The organism is Streptomyces sp. NPDC006925 (assembly GCF_042869575.1).
Classification (GTDB): Bacteria; Actinomycetota; Actinomycetes; order Streptomycetales; family Streptomycetaceae; genus Streptomyces.
Genome location: NZ_JBIAGB010000002.1, coordinates 221,612 through 241,567, shown reverse-complemented (window position 1 = coordinate 241,567; position 19,956 = coordinate 221,612). Strand labels below are relative to the sequence as shown.

Sequence of the window (19,956 nt, the reverse complement as noted above, 5' to 3'; positions counted from 1 at the left end):
CGGGACGGGTGCCCCTACCCGGCGGAGGGGACCTCCACCGGGGCCTCCTGCGCCCTTGCGACCACGCGCGAGTCGCCGCGGTCCAGTACGCCTGCCGTGACGGCGACGGCGAGTCCGGTCAGCGCGAGCACGGCGCCGACCAGAGTGGGGGAGGTCCAGCCCCAGCCCGCGGCGATGACGACACCGCCGAGCCAGGCGCCGCCCGCGTTGGCCAGGTTGAACGCCGAGTGGTTCGAGGCAGAGGCGATCGTGGGCGCGTGCGAGGCCGCCCGCATCACCAGCATCTGGACCGGCGTGGTGATCAGGAAGCCGACCGCGCCCAGCAGGCCGACCAGCAGCAGCGCCGCCCACTTCACCGGCGCCGCGAAGTGGAAGGCCACCATCAGCACGGCCATCAGCCCGAGGGCCGCGTACAGGGTGCGGCGCGGTGCACGGTCGGTCAGCGGCCCGGCGATCAGAGTGCCCAGCGTCATACCGATGCCGAAGAGCGCCAGCACCCAGGTGACCGACGTCTCGGCGAGGCCGGTGACCTCCGTCATCATCGAGGCGAGGTAGCTGTAGACGGCGAAGACGCCGCCGAAGCCGAAGACCGCGGTCAGCAGTCCGAGGACGACCTGGCGGTTGCCCAGGGCGCGCAGTTCGTGGCGTACGCCGCCCTGGTGCTCCAGCGGCATCCGGGGCACGAGCAGCGCGAGGGCCGTCATGGCGAGCAGCCCGATGAGGGTGACGACCACGAAGGTGGCGCGCCAGCCGAGTTGCTGGCCGAGCGCGGTGCCGCCGGGCACGCCGACGATGTTGGCGACGGTCAGGCCCAGGAACATGGTGGCCACGGCGCGGGCCGCCCGGCCCTCCCGGACCAGCCGGGCCGCGACCACCGCGCCGACGCCGAAGAAGGCGCCGTGCGGCAGCCCGGCCAGCAGGCGCCCGGCCAGCAGGGTGCCGAAGCCGGGGGCGAGCGCCGAGGCGAGGTTGCCGAGGGTGAACAGGCCCATGAGCAGCAGCAGCATCAGCTTGCGCGGCACGCGGGCGCCGACGGCGGTCAGCAGCGGGGCGCCGAGGACGACGCCGAGGGCGTAGGCGGACACCAGGTATCCGGCGGTCGGTACGGAGGTGCCGAGGTCGTCGGCGACGTTCGGCAGCAGGCCCATCATCACGAACTCTGTGGTGCCGATACCGAAGGCGCCCACGGCGAGTGCGAGCAGAGCCACAGGCATGCGGAGAGAACCTTTCGAAGCGGGCGGGGCCCCGGCGGGACGCGGCGTCGCGTACCGGGCACCGGGGAGTACCGCGCGCCGGGCGGCAGGGCGGCCCGGCGCGGAGGGGTGCGGTGTGAAGCAGTGTGAAGGGGTGTGAAGGGGAAGGAGCGGACAGTGGGCGGAGGCGGCACTGCCCCCTATGTATTGCTCCGCAACAAAGTCTCGCAGCCAGATGTTCCGTGGGGCAAAACGACCCACTGCCGCCGCGGGAGCGGCCCCGTCCGGTTCAGTCGGCCAGGTCGATCTTCGCCGCGATCGGGAGGTGGTCGCTGTCCGTCGCCGGGAGCGTCCAGGCCGAGACGGGATCGGCTCCCTTGAGCATGATCTGGTCGATCCGGGCCATCGGGAAGGAAGCGGGCCAGCTGAACCCGAAACCGTCGCCTGCCGCACCCTGCGCGGAGCGCATCTGGGAGGTGATGGGCGCGAGCGCGCGGTCGTTCATGGTGCCGTTGAGGTCACCGAGGAGGAGGACCTTGTCCGCGGGGTCGTGGGCGATCGCCTCGCCGAGCGCCTCCGCGCTGCCGTCCCGCTGCCCGGCGGTGAAACCGGAGCGGAACTGCACGCGCACCGAGGGCAGATGCGCCGCGTAGACGGCGACCTCGCCCTTCGGAGTGCGCACCGTGGCACGCATCGCGCGCGGCCAGCCCATCTTGATGTCGACGGTCCTGGCATCGGAGAGCGGATACTTGCTCCAGATCCCTACCGTGCCCGCGAGCTTGTGGTACGGGTGCGTGCGGTCGAGCGCGGACCGGTAGGAACCGGCCTGCGACGAGGAGACCTCCTGCAGCGCGATGACGTCGGCCCCGGAGTCGACCAGCGCCTCGGCGGTGCCCCGCGGGTCGGGGTTGCCGGCGTTGACGTTGTGGGTGACGACGGTCAGATCGCCGGCACCGCCGCCGGTCTTGTCGCTGAAGAGACCGCCGAACAGGTTCACCCACATCAGAGCGGGCACCAGCAGCGCGACCAGCGCGGTCGCCGAGCGGCGCAGCACGGCCGCGACCAGCAGCACCACGATCAGCAGACCGCCCCACGGCAGGAACGTCTCCCACAGCGAGCCCAGGTTGCCGACCGCGTTGGGCACCTCGGCGTGCAGGAAGAACGCCAGCCCCAGGAGCAGCGCGACCGCCGCGAGGACCAGGCCGCGCCGCCAGGTGCCCGAACCCCACCGCCCCGGAGCGCTGCCCCGCGGCAGCCGACCGGACCAGCGGGACCAGAATCCCCGCCGCTCGTCGCCGTCCTCGCGGTACGTGGCCTCCGACGTGTAAGCGCGCGCCATCCGCCGTCCTCACTTGCCTGTGCTGGTGCTCGATGAACGATAGGCGATAACGGTTTTCATCCAGTCGAACCCTGCGGTCCCACCGCCGCCCGCCCTGATTCCGGTTTGCGGAGTCGAGAGGAGGACGAGGCGCAGCGCTCCGGGAGTTCCGGCAGGTCGGGGCCGGACCGCGACTGTGACACAACCCGGACACCCGGCAGCGGCAGCCGGTGTCCGCCCGGCGCGCCCGGCGCGCCCGCAAGCCGGTCACAGCGGCGTCCGGGCCGTTCGCGACGCCGTCCGGCGGAGCCGCCCGTACGCCCCGAGCCGACTCCCGCCCGGTGCCGGGTGGGGCAGGCACCGCCGGGGCCGCGGCCCTCCCCGGCCATGATCCGCTTCCGGACGGGGCCCCTACCGGACCGCGAAGGGGCGTGCCAGCATGGACCTGGATCCGGAGACGCCGTTGGGGCGCTTCGAGACGACAACAGGAGTCAATGCCATGCCGCAGACGCTCTACGGGGGTACCCGTAATCGCCGTGTGACCGTGCGCGACCTCGCACTCGCCAAAGAGCGGGGCGAGAAGTGGCCCATGCTCACCGCCTACGACGCGATGACCGCCTCCGTCTTCGACGAGGCCGGTATCCCCGTCATCCTGGTCGGCGATTCGATGGGCAATTGCCACCTCGGCTACGAGACGACCGTGCCGGTCACCATGGACGAGATGACGATGCTGACGGCCGCGGTGGTGCGGGGCACCAGCCGCGGCCTGATCGTCGCCGACCTGCCGTTCGGCTCGTACCAGGAGGGGGAGGTGCAGGCGCTGCGCAGCGCCACCCGGCTGGTCAAGGAAGCCGGCGCGCAGGCCGTCAAGATCGAGGGCGGGGAGCGCTCGGCCGACCGGATCGGCCTGCTGGCGCGCTCCGGCATCCCCGTGATGGCACACATAGGGCTCACCCCGCAGTCCGTGCACTCCATGGGCTACCGGGTGCAGGGGCGCGGCGAGGAGGCGGCTGCGCAGCTCATGCGGGACGCCAAGGCCGTGCAGGAGGCCGGAGCCTTCGCGCTCGTCCTGGAGATGGTGCCCGCACCGGTCGCCGCCGAGGTGACCCGGGCCCTGCAGATCCCGACGATCGGCATCGGCGCCGGGAGCGAGTGCGACGCGCAGGTTCTGGTGTGGACCGACATGGCGGGCCTCACCCCCGGCAAGCTGCCGCGCTTCGTGAAGCAGTACGCCGCGCTGCGCTCGGTGCTGGGCGACGCGGCCCGCGCGTTCGCCGAGGACGTCACCTCCGGGACCTTCCCGGCCGCGGAGCACTCCTACGAGTGAGCCGGAACAGCGTCGCCGGCGGCGCCGTGCACGCGGGCGCCCGGTGACGGTGCCGCGCCGCGCAGCGGTCCGCCGGTGACGGCGACAGCCCGCCGACAGCGCTTCGAGGTGCTGTCGGTGGGCTGTCGGTCGTTTGTCAGTGGCGGCTGTCATATTGGCCGCATGACGCGAGAGAAGACGACGAACGCGGTCGAGGTCCGCGGGCTGGTCAAACACTTCGGGGAGACGAAGGCGGTCGACGGCATCGACCTCGACGTGCGCGAAGGCACCGTGATGGGTGTGCTGGGCCCCAACGGCGCGGGCAAGACGACGCTCGTCCGGATGCTCTCCACCCTGCTGCAGCCCGACGGGGGCACGGCGAAGGTCGCCGGGTACGACGTGGTGCGCCAGCCCCGCGAGCTGCGCCGCACGATAGGTCTGACCGGCCAGTACGCCTCGGTGGACGAGAAGCTGTCGGGCTGGGAGAACCTGTACATGATCGGGCGGCTGCTCGACCTGTCCCGCTCCCAGTCCCGCAGCCGTGCGGACGAACTGCTGGAGCGGTTCTCCCTGACCGAGGCGGCCCGGCGCCCCGTGATGAAGTACAGCGGCGGTATGCGCCGCCGGCTCGACCTGGCGGCCTCCATGATCGGCCGCCCCAAGGTCCTCTACCTGGACGAGCCCACCACCGGTCTCGACCCCCGCACCCGCAACGAGGTGTGGGACGAGGTCAAGAACATCGTGGCCGACGGCAACACCGTTCTGCTCACCACCCAGTACATGGAGGAGGCGGAGCAGCTCGCCGAGGAGCTGACCGTCATCGACCGCGGCCGGATCATCGCCGAGGGCCGGGTGCCCGAGCTGAAGGCGAAGGTCGGCGGCCGCACCCTGGAGGTCCGCCCGGCGGACCCCGGCGAGCTGCAGCGGATGGTCGGCGCGCTGGCCCAGGCCGGGCTGGACGGACTGGCGGGTGCCACCGCCGACGAGGCGTCGGGCGTGGTCAGCGTCCCGATCGTCAGCGACGAGCAGCTCACGGCCGTGGTCGCGCTGCTGGGCGAGCGTGGCTTCGCACTCGCCGACATCGCCACCCATCTGCCCAGCCTGGACGAGGTGTTCCTCGCCCTCACCGGCCAGAAGGCCACCCATCAGGACGACGACAACGAGCTCGAGGAGGTCGCGGCGTGAGTACCGCCACCGTCAAAGCGCCCCAATCCGGGGAGTCCCCGACCGGGTCCGGGACGGGCAGCGGCTCCGCGCCCGGGAAGCCCGGCACGGTGGAGGGCCGGATCGGGCTCAAGGCCAATCTGCGGCACATCGGCGCGCTCGTGCGGCGCAACGCCCTGCAGATCAAGCAGGACCCCGAGTCGATGATGGATGCGCTGCTGATGCCCATCATCTTCACGCTGCTGTTCGTCTACGTCTTCGGCGGCGCCATCGGCGGGGACGGCGCCAGCGGCGACCGGGACCAGTACGTCCAGTATCTGATCCCCGGCATGATGGGCATGATGGGCATGTCCATCGCCATGGCGGTCGGCACGGGCATCAACGAGGACTTCCGCAAGGGCGTGATGGACCGCTTCCGGGCCATGCCGATCGCCCGCTCGTCGGTGCTCATAGCCAAGTCGGTCGTCGAGATCGGCCGGATGCTGGTCGCCGTGACCGTCCTGCTGACCGTGGGCTTCCTGAACGGCTTCGAGATCAACGGCCACTGGCTGGGGATGCTGGCCGCCATCGGGCTGACCGCGCTGTTCGGCGCCTCGCTGCTGTGGATCTTCATCCTGCTGGGTCTGACGATGAACACGGCGCAGGCCGTGCAGGGCGTCTCGTTCCTGGTGCTGATGCCGCTCCAGTTCGGTTCCTCGGTCTTCGTGCCGCCCGGCACCATGCCCGGCTGGCTCAAGGCGTTCACCGACGTCAATCCGCTCACCCACCTCGCCGACGCGGCACGCGGGCTGATGCTCGGCCAGGGCGAGATCGCCAACCCGGTGATGTGGACGGTGATCTGGTCGGTGGGGCTGACGGTCGTCACGGCGCCGATCGCCATCGCGAAGTTCCGCAAGAAGACCTGACGGTGCCGGGTACCGCGACCGGCCCGGCCGGAGCGGTTCCGGGCCGGCGGCAGCGGAGCCGTCAGCCGGTCCCGGGCGCGGTGCGCCCGGGACGGCGGCGCTCCGGTTCAGGCATCGCGCACCAGGTCGACGGCTTCCGCCAGGGTGAGGCCCGCGCCGGAGGCGTACGCCTGCGCGTACGCTCCTCCTCCGGGCAGCGCTTCCCGCACGGTCGCTTCGGCGGCCTTCCGCGACTCCCGCTCGACAGGGTGCGGGAAGTGCCCCTCCGGCAGCTTCGAGAGGCCGTCGTAGGCACCGACCAGGCGCCCGGCCTCGGCGCCCCGGCCGAGCAGGGCCAGTGACCGTGCGGCGGTCAGCAACTGGCTCAGCGTCAGGTGCGGGGCGATGGCCTCCGCCACCACCTCGCGGGTCTTGACGATCGACTCCTGGACGATGGCCAGCGCCTCGTCGCCGTGACCGTCCTCGACGTACGTCCAGGCCAGCACGCCCTCGATCATCCCCCCGAAGAGCTGGGGGATCCGCTCGGCGAACTGGTCGACCAGCGGGATCAGCAGCGCCCGCGCCGATGCGGTCCGGCCCAGCCGGGTGAGATGGATGGCCCACTGCACGGCCGCGAAGTTGGGGCCTTCGCCGCCCATGTGCTCCGATTCCTCGGTGGCCTCCTCCATCAGCCGCTCGCCCTCGGCGACCTGCGCCGGGTCGTCCAGCTCCACCAGCACCGACCCCAGCCGGGACTTGAGCTGCGGCACCTGGCTGTGCGCACCCAGTTGGTCGGCCCGGGCGATGGCGTGCCGGCAGTCCTCGGCGGCGCGGGCGAATTCCCCCCGGGCGGTGAGCGCCTCGGCACGGCCCGAGAGTGCCTCGGCCTCCCCCCATGCGTCCCCGACCCGGCGGAAGATCTCCAGGCTCTCCGCCGCGTCCACGGCCGACCGGTCCCAGGTCTCGGGGTGGTCGCTGGTGAGTTTGGCGCGGAGCTGGAGGGCGAAGGCCAGCTCCCACTCATAGCCCAGTTCGCGGCAGCCCGCCACGAAGGCGTCGGACAGCTCGGCGAGCTTGCCCACCTCGCCGGTCATCATCCAGGCGAAGAACCACATGCACCCGGGGATCCGGCACACCTGCGGCATGCCGGGCGAGTAGACCCGAGTGATGGTGCGCAGCTCCGCCTGCCGCTGCGCAGTCGCCAGCTCTCGCACGCCCTCCTCCGCGTCCGCCAGCACCATCAGCCGTGCCCCGCGCCGGGCCTCCCACAGCTGTTCCTCGCTCATGGGCGGCGGTTTCGCGGTGCACGGCTCGTACAGCGGCGGCGCGGGGCGGGCCGGGGCGGCGAAGGGGTCGGGGCCGAGGGTCAGCGCGGCGTCCCCCCAGTGGCGGGCGTCGCCGCGGTGGCCGCGCAACTGCCAGAACCAGCTCATCGACAGGATCATGCACAGCGCCTCGTGCTCGTCCCGTGCGGCGACGGCCCTGCGCAGTGCGGCGCGGATGTTGTCGTGCTCGCGCTCCAGCCGGTCCAGCCAGGTGACCTGCTGGGGCCCGCGCAGCAGCGGATCGGCGTTGCGGGCCAGTTCGCGGTAGACGACCAGATGGCGGCGTTCGGCGTGCTCCCGTTCGCCCGGCACCGCGTCCAGCTTCTCGGCGGCGTACTCGGCGACGGTCTCCAGCAGCCGGTAGCGCATCCCGGCCGCGTCGTCGTCGGGGGCGGCCACCACCAGCGACTTGTCGACCAGGGAACTCAGGAGGGCGGCGATGTCCTCGTCCGTCCGCTCGGCCAGGTCCGCGCACACCTCCTCGACCTGCTCCAGTTGGCAGCCGCCCACGAAGACCGACAGCCGCCGCAGCACATCCCGCTCCGCCGCGTCCAGCAGCTCCCACGACCAGTCGACCACCGCGCGCAGCGTCTGCTGGCGCGGCAGCACCGTCCGGTTCCCGCTCTTGAGCAGCCGGAACCGCTGGTCGAGACGGCGGGCGAGCTGACCGGGGGTGAGGGACCGCAGCCGGGCCGCCGCCAGCTCGATCGCCAGCGGCAACCCGTCCAGCCGGCGGCAGATCTCCGCACACGCCTCCGGATCGTCCTCGACCCGGAACCCGGGACGCGCGGAGGCGCCCCGTTCGGCGAGCAGCCGCAGCGCCACCGGGTCCGGCAGCGGCTCGACCGGACGGACGAACTCACCGGGCACGCCCAGCGGTTCACGGCTGGTGGCCAGCACGCTGACCCCCGGGCACTCCACCAGCAGCCGCTCCACCACCCGCGCCGCCGCCCCGACGAGATGCTCGCAGTTGTCCAGCACCAGCAGCATCCGGCGGGCCGCGCAGCGTTCGGACAGCTGAGCCAGCGGATCTCCCGCCGTCGGGTCGGAGGCCGCCCGCAGCCCCTCGGCGGTGGTGCCGGTCAGCAGCGTCTCGCGCCCGCCGAGCGCGGTGAGCACGGCCTCCGCCGTCGCCCCCTGGTCCTCCGGATCGCGTACGGCGGCGAGTTCGGCCACCCACACGCCGTCCGCCCACTGCTCGCCGCGCTCCGCGCGGGACCGCGCCGCCGCCTCCAGCGACAGCCGTGTCTTGCCCGCCCCACCGGGCCCGGTCAGCGTCACCAGCCGCGCCGCACCAAGCTCCCGGCACAGCGCCGCGATCTCGGCTTGCCGGCCGACGAACGAGGTCAGGCCGGCCCGCAGATTCCCCGGCGCCCGCCGGGACGGCCGTCCCGCGGCGGGCTCCGCGGAGCGCTCCGGGACGACCTCCGGAGGATCGTCGGCCAGCAAGCGGGCGTGCAGCTCGCGGAGTTCGGCGCCCGGATCGGTTCCGAGCTGGTCGGCGAGCCGAGCGCGGACCACCTCGTAGGCGGCCAGCGCCTCGGCGGTGCGACCCGCGTCGTGCAGCGCGCGCAGCAGGACCGCCTGCAGCGGCTCGTCGATCGGATGTTCGGCGGCCAACTGCCGTACCGAGGGCAGCACTTCCTCGGCCCGGCCGAGGGCGAGCGCCGCCTCGGCCCGGTGCCGGCGGGCGCCCAGCGCACGGTCGGCGGCGCGGACACCGGCGGCCCCTCCCCCGTCGGGCAGGTCGGTCAGCGCGGGACCGCGCCACAGGGCGAGGGCGTCGTCCAGAAGGTCTGCGGCCTTGGCCGGGTCGTCGTCGGCGAGCGCGGCGGCCCCCTCGGTGGCCAGCCGCTCGAAGCGGTACAGATCGATGTCGTCGCGGTCGGCCACCAGCCGGTAGCCGCCTTCCCCGGAACCCACCGCCTCCCGGCCCAGGGACCTGCGCAGTCGTCCGACGAGTGCCTGGAGCGCCGCCGTCTCGTCGGCCGGCGGGTCCTCGTCCTCCCCCCACACCGAAGCGGCCAGTTCGCCGGAGCGCACCGTGCGGCCCCCGGCGAGGGCGAGCGCGGTCAGCAGAGCGCGCAGCCGCGCTCCCCCGATCGGCACGGCGGTGCCGTCCTGGCGGAGGGCCTGGGTGGTTCCCAGAACGCGATAGAGGTAGCGCACCCTCACATACTGCCATCGGCTCTCCGGCACCCGGCGGGCAGACGGTCGGCGCGGGCCGCTCCGGCGCCTCCGGCGGGGACCGGGAGGGGCGGATTCCGTGGGTGCCGAGGGACGGCCGCCGGGGGCCGGAGCGCGGACGGGTCCGGCCGGTGGCCGCCGCTTCGTGGGCGGACCGCCGGACGCCGAACGGGCCGGGCGCACGGTGGAGTCCGTGCACCCGGCCCGTGGCATGCCCGCCGGTCAGGCGCGGCGGCAGTCCTTACCGCGCACCCACCTGGGGGTGTTGGCGTAGCCGGAGCCGCCGTGCCTGCTCACGCAGAGCACCTTGTGGTGGCCGTGCCGGGTCTGGATGGTGAACGGTCCGCGGATGTCGCCGCGACGCGGGGCGTTGATCGCGTGGCACCGGCCGCTGCCGACCGCGGAGTGGTGGTGGTCGCGGTGGTCCCACTCCAGCCGGTCGCAGACGTAACCGCGCTTGTGGTGGTGACCGCCGTCCGGCCCGTCACCGGCCACCGCCGCCACCGGGGCCATGCCCACCAGCGCGGTCGCCATCGCCGCCACCACGGTCAGGGCCCGTGCGCGGCGGGTTGTTGCCGTCTTCCTCATCTGGCTGTCCTTTCCACTTCCCGCGTCTGCTCCGCCCCTGTCGGCGGGACGTCGGGAGATGTGCACTCGCACCGGTTCAGAACAGCAGGCATCGCGGCCTCTGGCCCGGAATACGCCGTAACGTCACTCTTTGAGCGAGTCCACACCACCCTGTCGGTGGCATTGGCAGCGCGCGGGGGAGGGAACGGCGCTCGCCGCCTCCCGCAGGACGCGCAGCGCCACCCTGACCGCCGGGCGACGCAGCAGCCCGTCCCGGGTGACCGCGAACAACCGGCGGGTGGGCGTGGGCTCCAGGGGGCGCAGGACCACCCCGTCGGGCAGCGGCCCCCGCCCCAGCCGGGGCAGCAGGGCGATGCCCAGCCCCGCGGCCACCAGGGCGACCTGCGTCTGGAACTCGGCCACGTAGTAGGCGACATCCGGCTCCTGGCCCGCGGTGCGCAGCGTCGTGTGCAGCCAGTCGTGGCAGACGGTGCCCGGCGGCTGGCACACCCAGCGCCGGCCCGCCAGGTCCGCCGTCTCCAGGGTGTCCAGCGCGGCCAGCGGATGCCCGACCGGCACCAGCACCTCGCAGGTGTCCACGCCCAGCGGAACGCTGCGCACCCCCTCGGGCGCGGGCATCGGGGTGATGTCCCAGTCGTGGGCCAGGGCCAGATCGATCTCGCCCCTGGCCACCAGCCCCACCGACAGGTGCGGATCGACCTCCGACATCCGCAGGTCCAGTTGCGGGTGGTCGGCGGCGAGTTGCGCCAGCACGCGGGGCATCAGCCCGCGGGCGCCGCTGGGGAAGGCGGCGAGCCGCAGCTGGCCGGCGGGGTGCCCCTTGCGCTGCTCCAGTGCGGCCTCGGCCTGTTCGACGAGGCCGAGCACCTCCTCCGCGGTCCGCACCAGCATCAGCGCGTCGTCGGTGAGGGCGATCCCGCGCCCGGCCCGCTCCAGCAGCGCGGTACCGGTCTCCCGTTCCAGCTTGGCGACCTGCTGGGAGACGGCGGACGGGGTGTAGCCGAGCGCCTGCGCGGCCTTGCCCACCGAACCGTGCAGGTGGACGGCGTGCAGCGCACGCAGTCTGGACAGGTCGAGCATGTCTCTGCGCCCCTCCGGTTTCCGCGTCGGCACGGCCGCGCGGCGGCACGGCGGTCCAGCGGCGCGGACGATTCAGTATTGCTGAATCCAATCATGAAGAAACCTGTGCTGGTACTGAACAGTCCGGCCCGCGACGATCAGAGCATGCGTCTGCGTCCCCTCCACTGCGCCCTCGCCGTGCTCGTCACCGCCGTCTGGGGTGTCAACTTCGTCGTCATCGAGGTCGGACTGCGGCACTTTCCGCCGCTGCTCTTCTCCGCGCTGCGCTTCCTGGTCGCCGCGCTCCCCGCCGTCTTCCTCGTCCGCCGTCCCGGCGTCGCGCTGCGCTGGATCGTCGCCGTCGGGCTGGCCCTGGGGGTGGCGAAGTTCGGGCTGCTGTTCATCGGGATGCGCGCCGGGATGCCCGCGGGTCTCTCCTCGCTCGTCCTCCAGGTGCAGGCGGTCTTCACCGCCGTCTTCGCCGCCGCGTTCCTCCACGAACGCCTCGGTCGGGTGCGGCTCGCCGGTATGGCGGTGGCGCTGGCCGGGATCGCGGTGGCCGGTGCGGGGCAGGGCTCGACCGGCCCGCTGGGCGGCTTCCTCCTGGTCGTCGCGGCGGCCGCGGCCTGGGGCGTGTCCAACGTGCTGACCCGGAAGGCGGCACCCCCGGACGCGCTCTCGTGGATGGTGTGGGTGAGTCTCGTCCCGCCGCTGCCGCTGGCGGTGCTCTCCCTCCTCTTCGAAGGCCCCGCCGCCGACCTCGCGGCGCTGCGCTCCCTCGACCTGGGCGGACTCGGCGCCGTGTGCTTCGTCGCCTGGGTCGCAACCCTCTTCGGCTTCGCCGCCTGGGGATTCCTGCTGCGGCACTACGACGCCTCGGCCGTGGCGCCCTTCTCGCTGCTGGTGCCGGTCTTCGGCATGTCCTCGGCAGCGGTGCTGCTGGGCGAGCGCATCACCGCGCCGGACACCCTGGCCGCCGCGCTGCTGATCGGCGGCGTGACGCTGGTGTCCCTGGCGGGACGGCGCGGCGGCCGGGTGGTGGCGGCCGGGGCACGCGGGGCGACGACGGCGGAGGAGCCCCCGGCAGCGTCCTCCGCGACGTCCCCCGCGACCTCCCGCGCAACGTCCCCCGCAGCGCCCGGAGCAGCGCCGAAGTCCGCCGCGGGGGCGCCGTAGCGCTGCTCCGAGGCCGCCGCGGAGCGCGGGGACCGAGCCGGACCCGGCGGCGGCAGGGCACACGGGGTGCAGAGCGTCCGATACGGGTCGATGCCCCGCTCCTTGCGCACCAACGGCGGGTGTCGGGCGCGGGGTTCGCGGGGTCCGGCCGCTGCGGGTACGGTCTGGCCCCATGACCAGCACCGCCACCCACCCGGACCATCACCGGATCAGTCCGGTCTTCCTCGGGCTCGTCGCCGTCATGGCGGTCTCCGGCTGGGCCGTCTGGGCCGGCTGGGCCGAGGTGACGGGCGTGGCCGTGTTCTTCTTCGTGGTCTCCGGGTGGATCATCTCGCTGTGCCTGCACGAGTACGCGCACGCCCGGTCGGCGCTGCGGGCCGGAGACGTGTCCGTGGGGGCGAAGGGGTATCTGACGCTCAACCCGCTGCACTACACGCACGCCGTGCTCAGCATCGTGCTGCCGGTGCTCTTCGTCGTCCTCGGCGGCATCGGCCTGCCCGGCGGTGCGGTCTACATCGAACGCGGCCGCATCCGGGGCCGCTGGAAGCACAGCCTGATCTCGGCGGCCGGACCGCTGACGAACGCGCTGTTCGCGGCCGTGCTCACGGCACCGTTCTGGCTCGGCGCCATGCACGACGTCCCCGTCGCCTTCCGCTGCGCACTGGCCTTTCTCGCGCTGCTCCAGGTGACCGCCGCGCTGCTGAACCTGCTGCCCGTGCCGGGGCTCGACGGCTTCGGCGTCCTGGAACCCTGGCTGTCGCCCCGCGCCCGGCAGCAGGCCGAGCCCTTCGCCCCGTTCGGGCTGCTGATCGTCTTCGGGTGCCTGTGGATTCCGCAGGTCAACGAGGTCTTCTGGGACTTCGTCGACACCCTGCTGCGCGGTATGGACGTCTCCGAACCGGAGACCTACCTGGGGCTGGAGTACTTCCGCTTCTGGGAGGGCGAACCCCAGAACGTGTTCGTCCCCTGAGCGAGCCGCCTCAGAGGTCCTGGTGCTCCGCGGCCCGGGCCGTCCTGCGGTGGTAGTACCAGGCCATGTTCGAGGTCAGGCCCGCCAGCAGTACCCAGACGACACCGAGCCAGCTCCCGTTGGCGAAGGAGACCACAGCCGCGACGGCGGCCAGGACGCAGATGAGGGTCGCGTAGAGCGCGAGACCTTTGGGGATGCGGCGGGCGGGGGCTGGCATGGCTCGGTCTCCAACGAGGGGTGCGGTGCTGCGCTGCGTACGCACGGACGTGCGCACCGGACATTGTCCCTCACCCCTCCCGGCGGGCGGCGCGCCGCCCGTACAGGACATCGGCGACGGCCACCACCAGCGCGGCCGCGACGAAGCACACGGCGGTGAGCAGACCGTAGTCCAGCGCTGTCGCCCAGTCGCGGCTGTCGGCCAGCCGCGCGAAGAAGACCGCACCCACCGCGGCGATCCCGGCGGCCGAACCGATCCGCTGGCCCGTCTGGATCACCCCTCCCGCCGCCCCGCCCTGCGCGACGGGCACCGAGCGCAGGGCCAGCGTCTGGTTCGGGGAGATGACCAGTCCGGAGCCGAGCCCGGCCCACAGCATCGGCCCGGTCAGCGCCCAGCCCACCCCGCTGTTCTGCACCTCGTGCACCGCGAGCGCCGCGCCCGCGAGACCGGTCAGGACGAGTCCCAGCCCGACGGCGATCAGCGGACGGCCCACGCGGGTGATGAACCGGCCGCCGATCGCCGACGAGGTCGCCGAGCCGATGGCGAAGGGCGTCAGGGTGAGTCCGGCCTGCAGCGCGGTGTAGCCCATGCCGTTCTGCAGGAAGAGGGTGAAGATGAAGAAGATCGTGGTGAACCCGGCGAAGTAGACCAGTCCCAGCAGGGCGCCCAACGAGTACGAGCGGTCCCGGAAGAGCCGCAGGTCCACCAGGGGCTCCCTGCCCCGGCGCTGGTAGTACCGCTCCCACCCCACGAACGCGCAGATCAGCAGCGCGCCCGCGGGAACCAGCAGCCACTTGCCCTGGCCGTGCCACTGCCGCTCCTCCACCAGGGGCAGCATCAGCGCGAGCACCCCCGAGCCCAGCAGCGCCACACCGACCGGGTCGAGGTTGTGCCGGTGCCCGGTGTCGCGCTCGGCACAGGCGTGCGGCACCAGCCGCAGCGCGAGCAGGAACGCGACGATGCCGATGGGCAGGTTCACGAAGAACACCCAGCGCCAGCCCTCCGAAGCGCCGAAGATCTGGATGAGCAGCCCGCCCAGCAGCGGTCCGACGGCGGTGGACAGGCCGATGGTGGAGCCGAGCAGACCGAACGCCTTGCCCCGCTCGGCACCCCGGAAGAGCTGCTGGATCATTCCGGAGATCTGCGGCATCAGCAGCCCGCCGCCCACGCCCTGCACTGCGCGGGACCCCACCAACCATCCGGCTCCCTGGGCGAAACCGCAGGCCATGGAGGCGGCGGTGAACAGGACCAGCCCTGCGAGGAAGGCGGTGCGCCTGCCCAACGCGTCCCCGACCCGGCCGGAGGGGACGAGGACGAGGCCGAAGGTGAGGGCGTAGCCGGAGACGACCCAGGAGAGGTCGGACTGCGAGGCGGCCAGCCCCTTCTCGATCGCGGGCAGCGCGACGTTCACGATGGAGACGTCCAGGAGGGACATGAAGCCGACGATCAGGCACACCGACAGCGCCTTCCAGCGCCGCGGATCCGGCGTGTACGGCTCCTCGTCCGCCGTCGTCCCGGCCCGCCCGGAGGCGGGTTCGGGCTGCTGTGCCATCAGTGCCTCCCCGGCGGGCGCGCCCCGCGACCCGCCTTCGCCGACCCCATCATGGTCGGGGTGCGGTCCGCATGTCCGCGACGCGCCCGGCCCGGGACCGCCGGGTTCCGACGGCCGTCAGTACACGAAAGAGCCAGCGGCGTCGGTACGAGAGGAGGACCGGCGTCAGCCGCGCCGGCCGGCCGGCGGACTCTGCTCGGGAGCCCGGCCACGGGCCTGCTCCGCGAGCCGGGTGGCCAGATCCGCGACCTGGTCGCGGGAGAGCCGGGTGCGGTGCTCGCCGATGCTGAGGACGAGGGCGACATCGCCCTCCCCGGTGACCGGCAGCCGCACCGCGGCGACGTTCCCGCTGGAGGTGAGCAGGGCCTCGCCCCCCTTCGCGCGCTGCGCCCGGCCCGCGTAGTCGAGCAGATCGTCCATGGGGATGCCCGCGTCGTGCTGGATCTGCGGAAGGAGCACGCTGACGGCGTACCCCTTGGTGACGCCGACGGTGAAGAGGCGCACCTGCTCCTCGCCGAGGCGGTAGCCGCAGTCCACCAGCGCCCCGTCCGACTGCGCCAGCGGCGAGTCGGCGCCGTCGGGCAGCTCGCCCTCGACGGAACCGTCCTCGACAGCGCCGTGCACGCCCGCCGCGCGCGCCGCTCCCGCCATGTCATAGCGGACAGGGCAGCGGGATCCCGGCTCGGCGGCCATCCGCCCGACGGCGGCGACACTCAGCGGCGCGGACGCGGACCGCTCACCCCGGCCGTCCCCGTGACCGTCACCGCCGCCGTCCTCGCCTCCGCCGCCGTCCTCACCCAGGCCGGAGCAGCTCGCGAGCACGGCGGCGATCACGACCGCGACCGTCAGGCCGCCGCCGGGGATCCGCCACTTGCCCACCCCGCTCCGCTCCTCAGATGTCGGTGAGCCGGACGCCCGCGTGCGCCTTGTAGCGCCGGTTGACGGAAATGAGGTTGGCCACCAGGGACTCCACCTGGTGCGCGTTGCGCAGCCGCCCGGCGAACACCCCGCGCATCCCCGGGATCCGGGCCGCCAGGGCCTGCACGATCTCGCAGTCGGCCCGCACCTCGCCCAGCACCATCACATCGGTCTCGATCTCCTCGACGTCCGGGTCGGAGAGCAGCACGGCGGACAGGTGGTGGAACGCGGCCGTCACCCGCGACTCCGGCAGCAGCGCGGCGGCCTGCTGGGCGGCGCTGCCCTCCTCCGGCTTCAGCGCGTAGGCGCCCTTCTTGTCGAACCCGAGTGGGTTGACGCAGTCCACCACGAGCTTGCCGGTCAGCTCCTCGCGCAGCGACTCGATCGTCTTGGCGTGCCCCTCCCACGGGACGGCGACGATGACGATGTCGGACTCCCGGGCGCAGGCGGCGTTGTCCGCGCCCCGCACCCCGTGCCCGATCTCGTCGGCGGCCTGCTGCGCCCGCTCGGCGGCCCGCGACCCGATGGTGACGGCCAGCCCGCTCCGCGCGAGCCGGTACGCCAGCCCGCGCCCCTGGTCCCCGGTACCCCCGAGCACCCCCACCGTCATCCCGGACACATCGGGCAGCTCCCAGGGGTCCTTCTTGGGTGCGGCGGCTTTGGCATCGGACGAGGCAGCAGAAGTCATACGGCGCATCCTGCCATCGCCCGCCGGAGGTTACCCGGCGTCCATCTCGTGAGGGTGATCACGTCGCCCACCCGCGCGCCGGCCTCACGAGCCGGACCTCACCCTGCCGACCCGCTCCCCTCCTGGCAGGACAGCTTCCCCACGACCTCCCCCATGACGAGCTCCGCCAGCTTGCCGAACACTTCGTGAGCACGGTCCGGATCCTCGTCGAGAGGAGCATCCGTACTGACGTCGATCAGAAACCGGGTGAAGTCCTTGTCCGGATCCCCGTTCGCCCGCCGGCAGTCCACAGCGGCAACAGCCCCACCGGACCAGGTGGCCACCTCGTACGACCCCTTGTATCTCCGCGGCTTCTCCGGAGTGTTGTGCGCCTTGATCTGCTCATTCGGGGTCGAGGGGGCCACCTCGTCGTTCTGTTTGGCCCAGTAACCGTTCACGTCGACCCTGGGAAGGCCGTCCACCCGGTAGCGACAGCCTTGCGTCGTCACATGCATCTCCCCCCACTCGGCGAGGGAATCCTTCTCCAGCTTCTCCCCGGGACCGAAGAGGGCCGCATAGTTCTCCTGCCCCAGGTCCAGGCCGCACAGGCGCTCAGGGACCGCGTACTTCCGCTCGGGTTCGCCGGCGCACGAAGCCAGTACCAGCACCGAGGCGACGGCGATCAGCAGAGCGCCCCGACGGCGCCCGGCACCGGAGACGCCCCTACTGACTCGGGGGCACAGTGCCGTGCTGCCCGGCGGAGTGGGAAACCCTCCAAGCATCCAGCCGCTCCCCCTTGCACCCACCGTCCTTGACCGGCGTCCCGCAGCCCTTCCGCGCATGTGCTTACCGTGACGAAACGAGCACCCTACCGGCCTGTTCGGGCGCCAGGTCAACCGCACCGGCGGACGGGCCGGTTCCGCGCCGCACCGGTCCCGGGGCCGCTCATCGGCGCTGGCGGGATGCCTCGTAGAGGGCTGCCGTTGCCGCGCCGGCCGCGTTGAGGGACGAGGCGGCGCCGTGCATGGGGATGTGGACGGTGCGGTCGCAGCGCTGTCGCCAGGTGGCGCTGAGGCCGGTGGTCTCGTTGCCGACCAGGAGGAGGAGCGGGCCGGTCAGGTCGGCGTCGAAGAGCGGGGTCTCGCCGTGTTCGTCGGTGCCGACGACGGTGACGCCGCGGCCGGAGAGCCAGTCGTCCACCTGGCGCGGGGAGCCGACGCGGACGGCGGGCAGCGAGAAGAGGGAGCCGGTGCTGGCGCGGACGGACTTGGGGTCGTAGACGTCGGCGGCGTGGCCGCTGACGACGAGACCGTCCGCGCCGAAGGCGTCCGCGGCGCGGATGAGGGTTCCGATGTTGCCGGGGCTGGTGGGACGGTCGAAGAGGACGCCGAGGAAGGCCGGGCCGACGGGGATGCGGGACAGGTCGTCCGGCGGCAGCCCGGCGACGGCGACGAGTTCGGCGTCGCCCTCCTCGCGCTCGCTGAGTTCGGCCAGCAGTTCGGGGGCCATGGCGACGCGCTCGCCGGGGACGTGCGAGTCGAGGAGTTCGTGCGCCCACTTCGACAGCCTGCGGCCCTCGGCGTACAGCAGGGCGCTGATCGGCCAGTCGGCCTGCACCGCCAGGGAGATCGGACGGACCCCCTGGACCAGGAACTCCCCCGCGCGCTGCCGCTTGGTGCGGTTCGTCAGCAGGGCCTGCCACTGCTGGAAGCGTGCGTTGCGAGTGGTGACCCGGGTACGCCGGTGGACGGTACGCATCCCGCCGAGAATATCGGGTGCCGGGGCGGCACCCCCGGTTCCCGTCGGCTGCCCGCCGGCTGCCCGCCGGCTGCCCGCCGGCTGCCCGCGGAACGGCTCGCGGCGCATCGGGCGGTACGCCACCCTCCGGAAACGCTACACAACGAGGCAGGGCTGTGCCGTTTCATCGACAGGCGGTGCACCATGTGGAGATCTTGAGACGAGTGGCGCCTCAAGTGGCGGGCACCTGCGGCGACGTGTTTCTCTTTCTGGGCAGTCGGGCGGAACCAGTGCTACCGGTTCGTGTTCGCCCGGTTTTCCGGGTGTGCCCAACGCCCGGTCGATGAGCGCCCTGATCGGCATTTTGTGCCACCCGGGGCGAGTCCCCCTCATAATCCCGAAAGCAATGAAGGGAAGCGCATTCATGCGTCACCAGATCGAGACCGCCGAGCTTGCCGACGCCGAGCTGGACGCCGTCTCCGGCGGCCTGCTGAACGAGACCCTCGGTTCGGTCGGCGGGACCGTCGACGGCGCCGAGGGCCTGGTCGGCAACACCGTCAACGGTGTGAGCACCAACGGCCTCCCGAGCGTCGGCGTCTCCCTCGGCGCTCAGTCCTGACCTCTCGGCCAGGAGACAGGTGTCCTTGACCGACACCTTTCCCGCGTCGTCACGGAAGTGTTCCCAATTCCTCTGACGTGGGGCCATGCATAAGCCCCGGAACCTCGTTCCGGGGCTTATGCGCACGTTCACGTGCCGCTTTTGACATCCCGGTGAACGATCGCGGAAAAAGCGTGAAGGAAAGGTAAGGAAAGGTGCCGTGGAGTTCCGCAAGAAGGCGCTTGCCAAGTTGCAGTCGCCCGAAGAACTCGACGTTCCGGTGCGATTCGCACGGCCGCAGGGCCTGCTCGTCCTCGTCGTCACACTCGTGGTGATGGCGGCGGGCTGCGTGTGGGCCGTCACCGGAACCGTCTCGTCCAAGCTCACCGCACCAGGCGTCCTGACCCGTGCAGAGGGCAGCTATCTGCTGCAGAGCCCCGTCTCCGGCCAGGTGACCTCCGTGCACGCGGAGGCCGGGCAGCGGGTGGACAAGGGGGCGCCGGTGGTGAGCGTGCACACGGCCCGCGGCGTACGCGCCGTCCGCGCGGTGGCCCGCGGCCGGGTCACGTCCCTGGCGGCCGAGACCGGTGCGGTGCTGACCACGGGCGCGGACGTGGCGACCGTCGAGCGCGTCGAGGGGCCGGACGATCCGCTGGTGGCGATGGTCTACGTGCCGGCCGACAAAGGCACGACCGTACGGGTGGGCGCCACGGTGGACCTGACCGTGGGCTCCGTATCCGCGGACCGGTACGGCCTGCTGCGCGGCACGGTGCGGGCCGTGGGCCGGACCCCGCAGAGCCGGGAGCAGATCAGCGGCTTCCTGGGGGACGAGGAGCTGGCGCGCGCCTTCACCCGCGGGGGCCGCCCGCTGGCCGTCCAGGTGCGGCTGGACCGCTCGGCGTCGTCGGCTTCGGGGTATGTGTGGTCCCGGGGCGGTGGTCCCGAGGCGGCGCCCGAGTCCGCGACGCCGGTCCGCGGAGCCGTCCATCTCGCGGCACAGCGGCCCGTCGACTGGCTGCTGCCGTGACCGCGCGTCAGCAGACCCCCGCACAGGCCCCCGCACAGGCCCCCGAGCCGAGCCCCGAGCCGGGCCCGCG

At 72.8% G+C, this 19,956-nt stretch carries 18 protein-coding genes; 7 read left to right on the top strand and 11 right to left on the bottom strand.

Annotated features, from left to right (window positions below; translation table 11 throughout):
* Positions 1-14: 14 nt before the first annotated feature.
* Both ACFYNS_RS03765 and ACFYNS_RS03760 read right to left on the bottom strand, forming a co-directional pair.
* Positions 15-1,214, bottom strand: a complete 1,200-nt coding sequence (locus ACFYNS_RS03765; protein WP_360293450.1) for an MFS transporter — start codon at positions 1,212-1,214, stop codon at positions 15-17.
* Between the two features lie 268 nt (positions 1,215-1,482).
* Positions 1,483-2,532, bottom strand: a complete 1,050-nt coding sequence (locus ACFYNS_RS03760) for an endonuclease/exonuclease/phosphatase family protein (RefSeq protein ID WP_360293453.1) — start codon at positions 2,530-2,532, stop codon at positions 1,483-1,485.
* A gap of 478 nt (positions 2,533-3,010) precedes the next feature.
* On the opposite strand from ACFYNS_RS03760, the gene panB reads away from it, so the two are divergent.
* From panB to ACFYNS_RS03745, 3 genes are all read left to right on the top strand, one after another.
* Positions 3,011-3,838 carry a 3-methyl-2-oxobutanoate hydroxymethyltransferase gene (panB, locus tag ACFYNS_RS03755; protein ID WP_360293482.1) on the top strand — a complete coding sequence of 276 codons (828 nt, stop codon included), beginning with the start codon at positions 3,011-3,013 and terminating at the stop codon, positions 3,836-3,838.
* Positions 3,839-4,000: 162 nt separating this feature from the next.
* Entirely contained in the window at positions 4,001-5,002 is a 1,002-nt protein-coding gene (locus ACFYNS_RS03750; protein WP_360293456.1) for an ATP-binding cassette domain-containing protein, read from the top strand.
* Positions 4,999-5,886, top strand: a complete 888-nt coding sequence (locus ACFYNS_RS03745; protein WP_360293459.1) for an ABC transporter permease — start codon at positions 4,999-5,001, stop codon at positions 5,884-5,886. Before ACFYNS_RS03750 ends, ACFYNS_RS03745 begins: the two co-directional genes overlap by 4 nt.
* A gap of 107 nt (positions 5,887-5,993) precedes the next feature.
* On the opposite strand, the gene ACFYNS_RS03740 is transcribed toward ACFYNS_RS03745, so the two are convergent.
* From ACFYNS_RS03740 to ACFYNS_RS03730, 3 genes are all read right to left on the bottom strand, one after another.
* The gene (locus ACFYNS_RS03740; protein ID WP_388600874.1) at positions 5,994-9,365 is read right to left on the bottom strand and encodes a BTAD domain-containing putative transcriptional regulator; all 3,372 of its coding nucleotides are present in this window, start codon (positions 9,363-9,365) and stop codon (positions 5,994-5,996) included.
* A gap of 234 nt (positions 9,366-9,599) precedes the next feature.
* The gene (locus tag ACFYNS_RS03735; protein ID WP_360293462.1) at positions 9,600-9,965 is read right to left on the bottom strand and encodes a hypothetical protein; all 366 of its coding nucleotides are present in this window, start codon (positions 9,963-9,965) and stop codon (positions 9,600-9,602) included.
* Between the two features lie 123 nt (positions 9,966-10,088).
* Positions 10,089-11,045, bottom strand: coding sequence for a LysR family transcriptional regulator (locus ACFYNS_RS03730; RefSeq protein WP_360293465.1), 957 nt, complete (start codon positions 11,043-11,045; stop codon positions 10,089-10,091).
* Positions 11,046-11,195: 150 nt separating this feature from the next.
* Between ACFYNS_RS03730 and ACFYNS_RS03725 the strand changes: the two genes are divergently transcribed.
* Both ACFYNS_RS03725 and ACFYNS_RS03720 read left to right on the top strand, forming a co-directional pair.
* On the top strand, positions 11,196-12,200 hold the full coding sequence (locus ACFYNS_RS03725; protein WP_360293488.1) for an EamA family transporter: 1,005 nt from the start codon (positions 11,196-11,198) through the stop codon (positions 12,198-12,200).
* A gap of 172 nt (positions 12,201-12,372) precedes the next feature.
* Positions 12,373-13,170, top strand: a complete 798-nt coding sequence (locus tag ACFYNS_RS03720) for a site-2 protease family protein (RefSeq protein ID WP_360293468.1) — start codon at positions 12,373-12,375, stop codon at positions 13,168-13,170.
* A gap of 10 nt (positions 13,171-13,180) precedes the next feature.
* Here ACFYNS_RS03720 and ACFYNS_RS03715 read toward each other — a convergent pair whose 3' ends face one another.
* The 6 genes from ACFYNS_RS03715 to ACFYNS_RS03690 form a co-directional block, all read right to left on the bottom strand.
* Positions 13,181-13,387, bottom strand: a complete 207-nt coding sequence (locus ACFYNS_RS03715) for a hypothetical protein (protein WP_360293470.1) — start codon at positions 13,385-13,387, stop codon at positions 13,181-13,183.
* A gap of 70 nt (positions 13,388-13,457) precedes the next feature.
* Entirely contained in the window at positions 13,458-14,939 is a 1,482-nt protein-coding gene (locus tag ACFYNS_RS03710) for an MFS transporter (protein ID WP_360293473.1), read from the bottom strand.
* A 165-nt stretch (positions 14,940-15,104) separates the two neighbouring features.
* Entirely contained in the window at positions 15,105-15,818 is a 714-nt protein-coding gene (locus ACFYNS_RS03705) for a hypothetical protein (RefSeq protein ID WP_388600546.1), read from the bottom strand.
* A gap of 13 nt (positions 15,819-15,831) precedes the next feature.
* Positions 15,832-16,545 carry an NADPH-dependent F420 reductase gene (gene npdG, locus ACFYNS_RS03700; protein ID WP_360299149.1) on the bottom strand — a complete coding sequence of 238 codons (714 nt, stop codon included), beginning with the start codon at positions 16,543-16,545 and terminating at the stop codon, positions 15,832-15,834.
* 98 nt (positions 16,546-16,643) lie between these two features.
* Entirely contained in the window at positions 16,644-17,306 is a 663-nt protein-coding gene (locus ACFYNS_RS03695) for a hypothetical protein (protein ID WP_360299152.1), read from the bottom strand.
* 163 nt (positions 17,307-17,469) lie between these two features.
* Complete coding sequence (locus ACFYNS_RS03690) at positions 17,470-18,282, bottom strand: TrmH family RNA methyltransferase (protein ID WP_360299155.1); 813 nt, start codon at positions 18,280-18,282, stop codon at positions 17,470-17,472.
* Positions 18,283-18,685: 403 nt separating this feature from the next.
* Here ACFYNS_RS03690 and ACFYNS_RS03685 point away from each other — a divergent pair, with 403 nt between their 5' ends.
* On the top strand, positions 18,686-18,880 hold the full coding sequence (locus tag ACFYNS_RS03685) for a type A2 lantipeptide (protein ID WP_360299158.1): 195 nt from the start codon (positions 18,686-18,688) through the stop codon (positions 18,878-18,880).
* 199 nt (positions 18,881-19,079) lie between these two features.
* Positions 19,080-19,886 carry a DUF2118 domain-containing protein gene (locus ACFYNS_RS03680; RefSeq protein ID WP_360299160.1) on the top strand — a complete coding sequence of 269 codons (807 nt, stop codon included), beginning with the start codon at positions 19,080-19,082 and terminating at the stop codon, positions 19,884-19,886.
* Positions 19,887-19,956 lie beyond the last annotated feature (70 nt).

Coding starts and splice junctions, on each gene's coding strand:
- panB (WP_360293482.1), top strand. CDS start 3,011: ATGCCGCAGACGCTCTACGGGGGTACCCGTAATCGCCGTGTGACCGTG.
- ACFYNS_RS03735 (WP_360293462.1), bottom strand. CDS start 9,965: ATGAGGAAGACGGCAACAACCCGCCGCGCACGGGCCCTGACCGTGGTG.
- ACFYNS_RS03760 (WP_360293453.1), bottom strand. CDS start 2,532: ATGGCGCGCGCTTACACGTCGGAGGCCACGTACCGCGAGGACGGCGAC.
- ACFYNS_RS03715 (WP_360293470.1), bottom strand. CDS start 13,387: ATGCCAGCCCCCGCCCGCCGCATCCCCAAAGGTCTCGCGCTCTACGCG.
- ACFYNS_RS03730 (WP_360293465.1), bottom strand. CDS start 11,045: ATGCTCGACCTGTCCAGACTGCGTGCGCTGCACGCCGTCCACCTGCAC.
- ACFYNS_RS03685 (WP_360299158.1), top strand. CDS start 18,686: ATGCGTCACCAGATCGAGACCGCCGAGCTTGCCGACGCCGAGCTGGAC.
- ACFYNS_RS03710 (WP_360293473.1), bottom strand. CDS start 14,939: ATGGCACAGCAGCCCGAACCCGCCTCCGGGCGGGCCGGGACGACGGCG.
- ACFYNS_RS03690 (WP_360299155.1), bottom strand. CDS start 18,282: ATGCGTACCGTCCACCGGCGTACCCGGGTCACCACTCGCAACGCACGC.
- ACFYNS_RS03765 (WP_360293450.1), bottom strand. CDS start 1,214: ATGCCTGTGGCTCTGCTCGCACTCGCCGTGGGCGCCTTCGGTATCGGC.
- npdG (WP_360299149.1), bottom strand. CDS start 16,545: ATGACTTCTGCTGCCTCGTCCGATGCCAAAGCCGCCGCACCCAAGAAG.
- ACFYNS_RS03695 (WP_360299152.1), bottom strand. CDS start 17,306: ATGCTTGGAGGGTTTCCCACTCCGCCGGGCAGCACGGCACTGTGCCCC.
- ACFYNS_RS03720 (WP_360293468.1), top strand. CDS start 12,373: ATGACCAGCACCGCCACCCACCCGGACCATCACCGGATCAGTCCGGTC.
- ACFYNS_RS03750 (WP_360293456.1), top strand. CDS start 4,001: ATGACGCGAGAGAAGACGACGAACGCGGTCGAGGTCCGCGGGCTGGTC.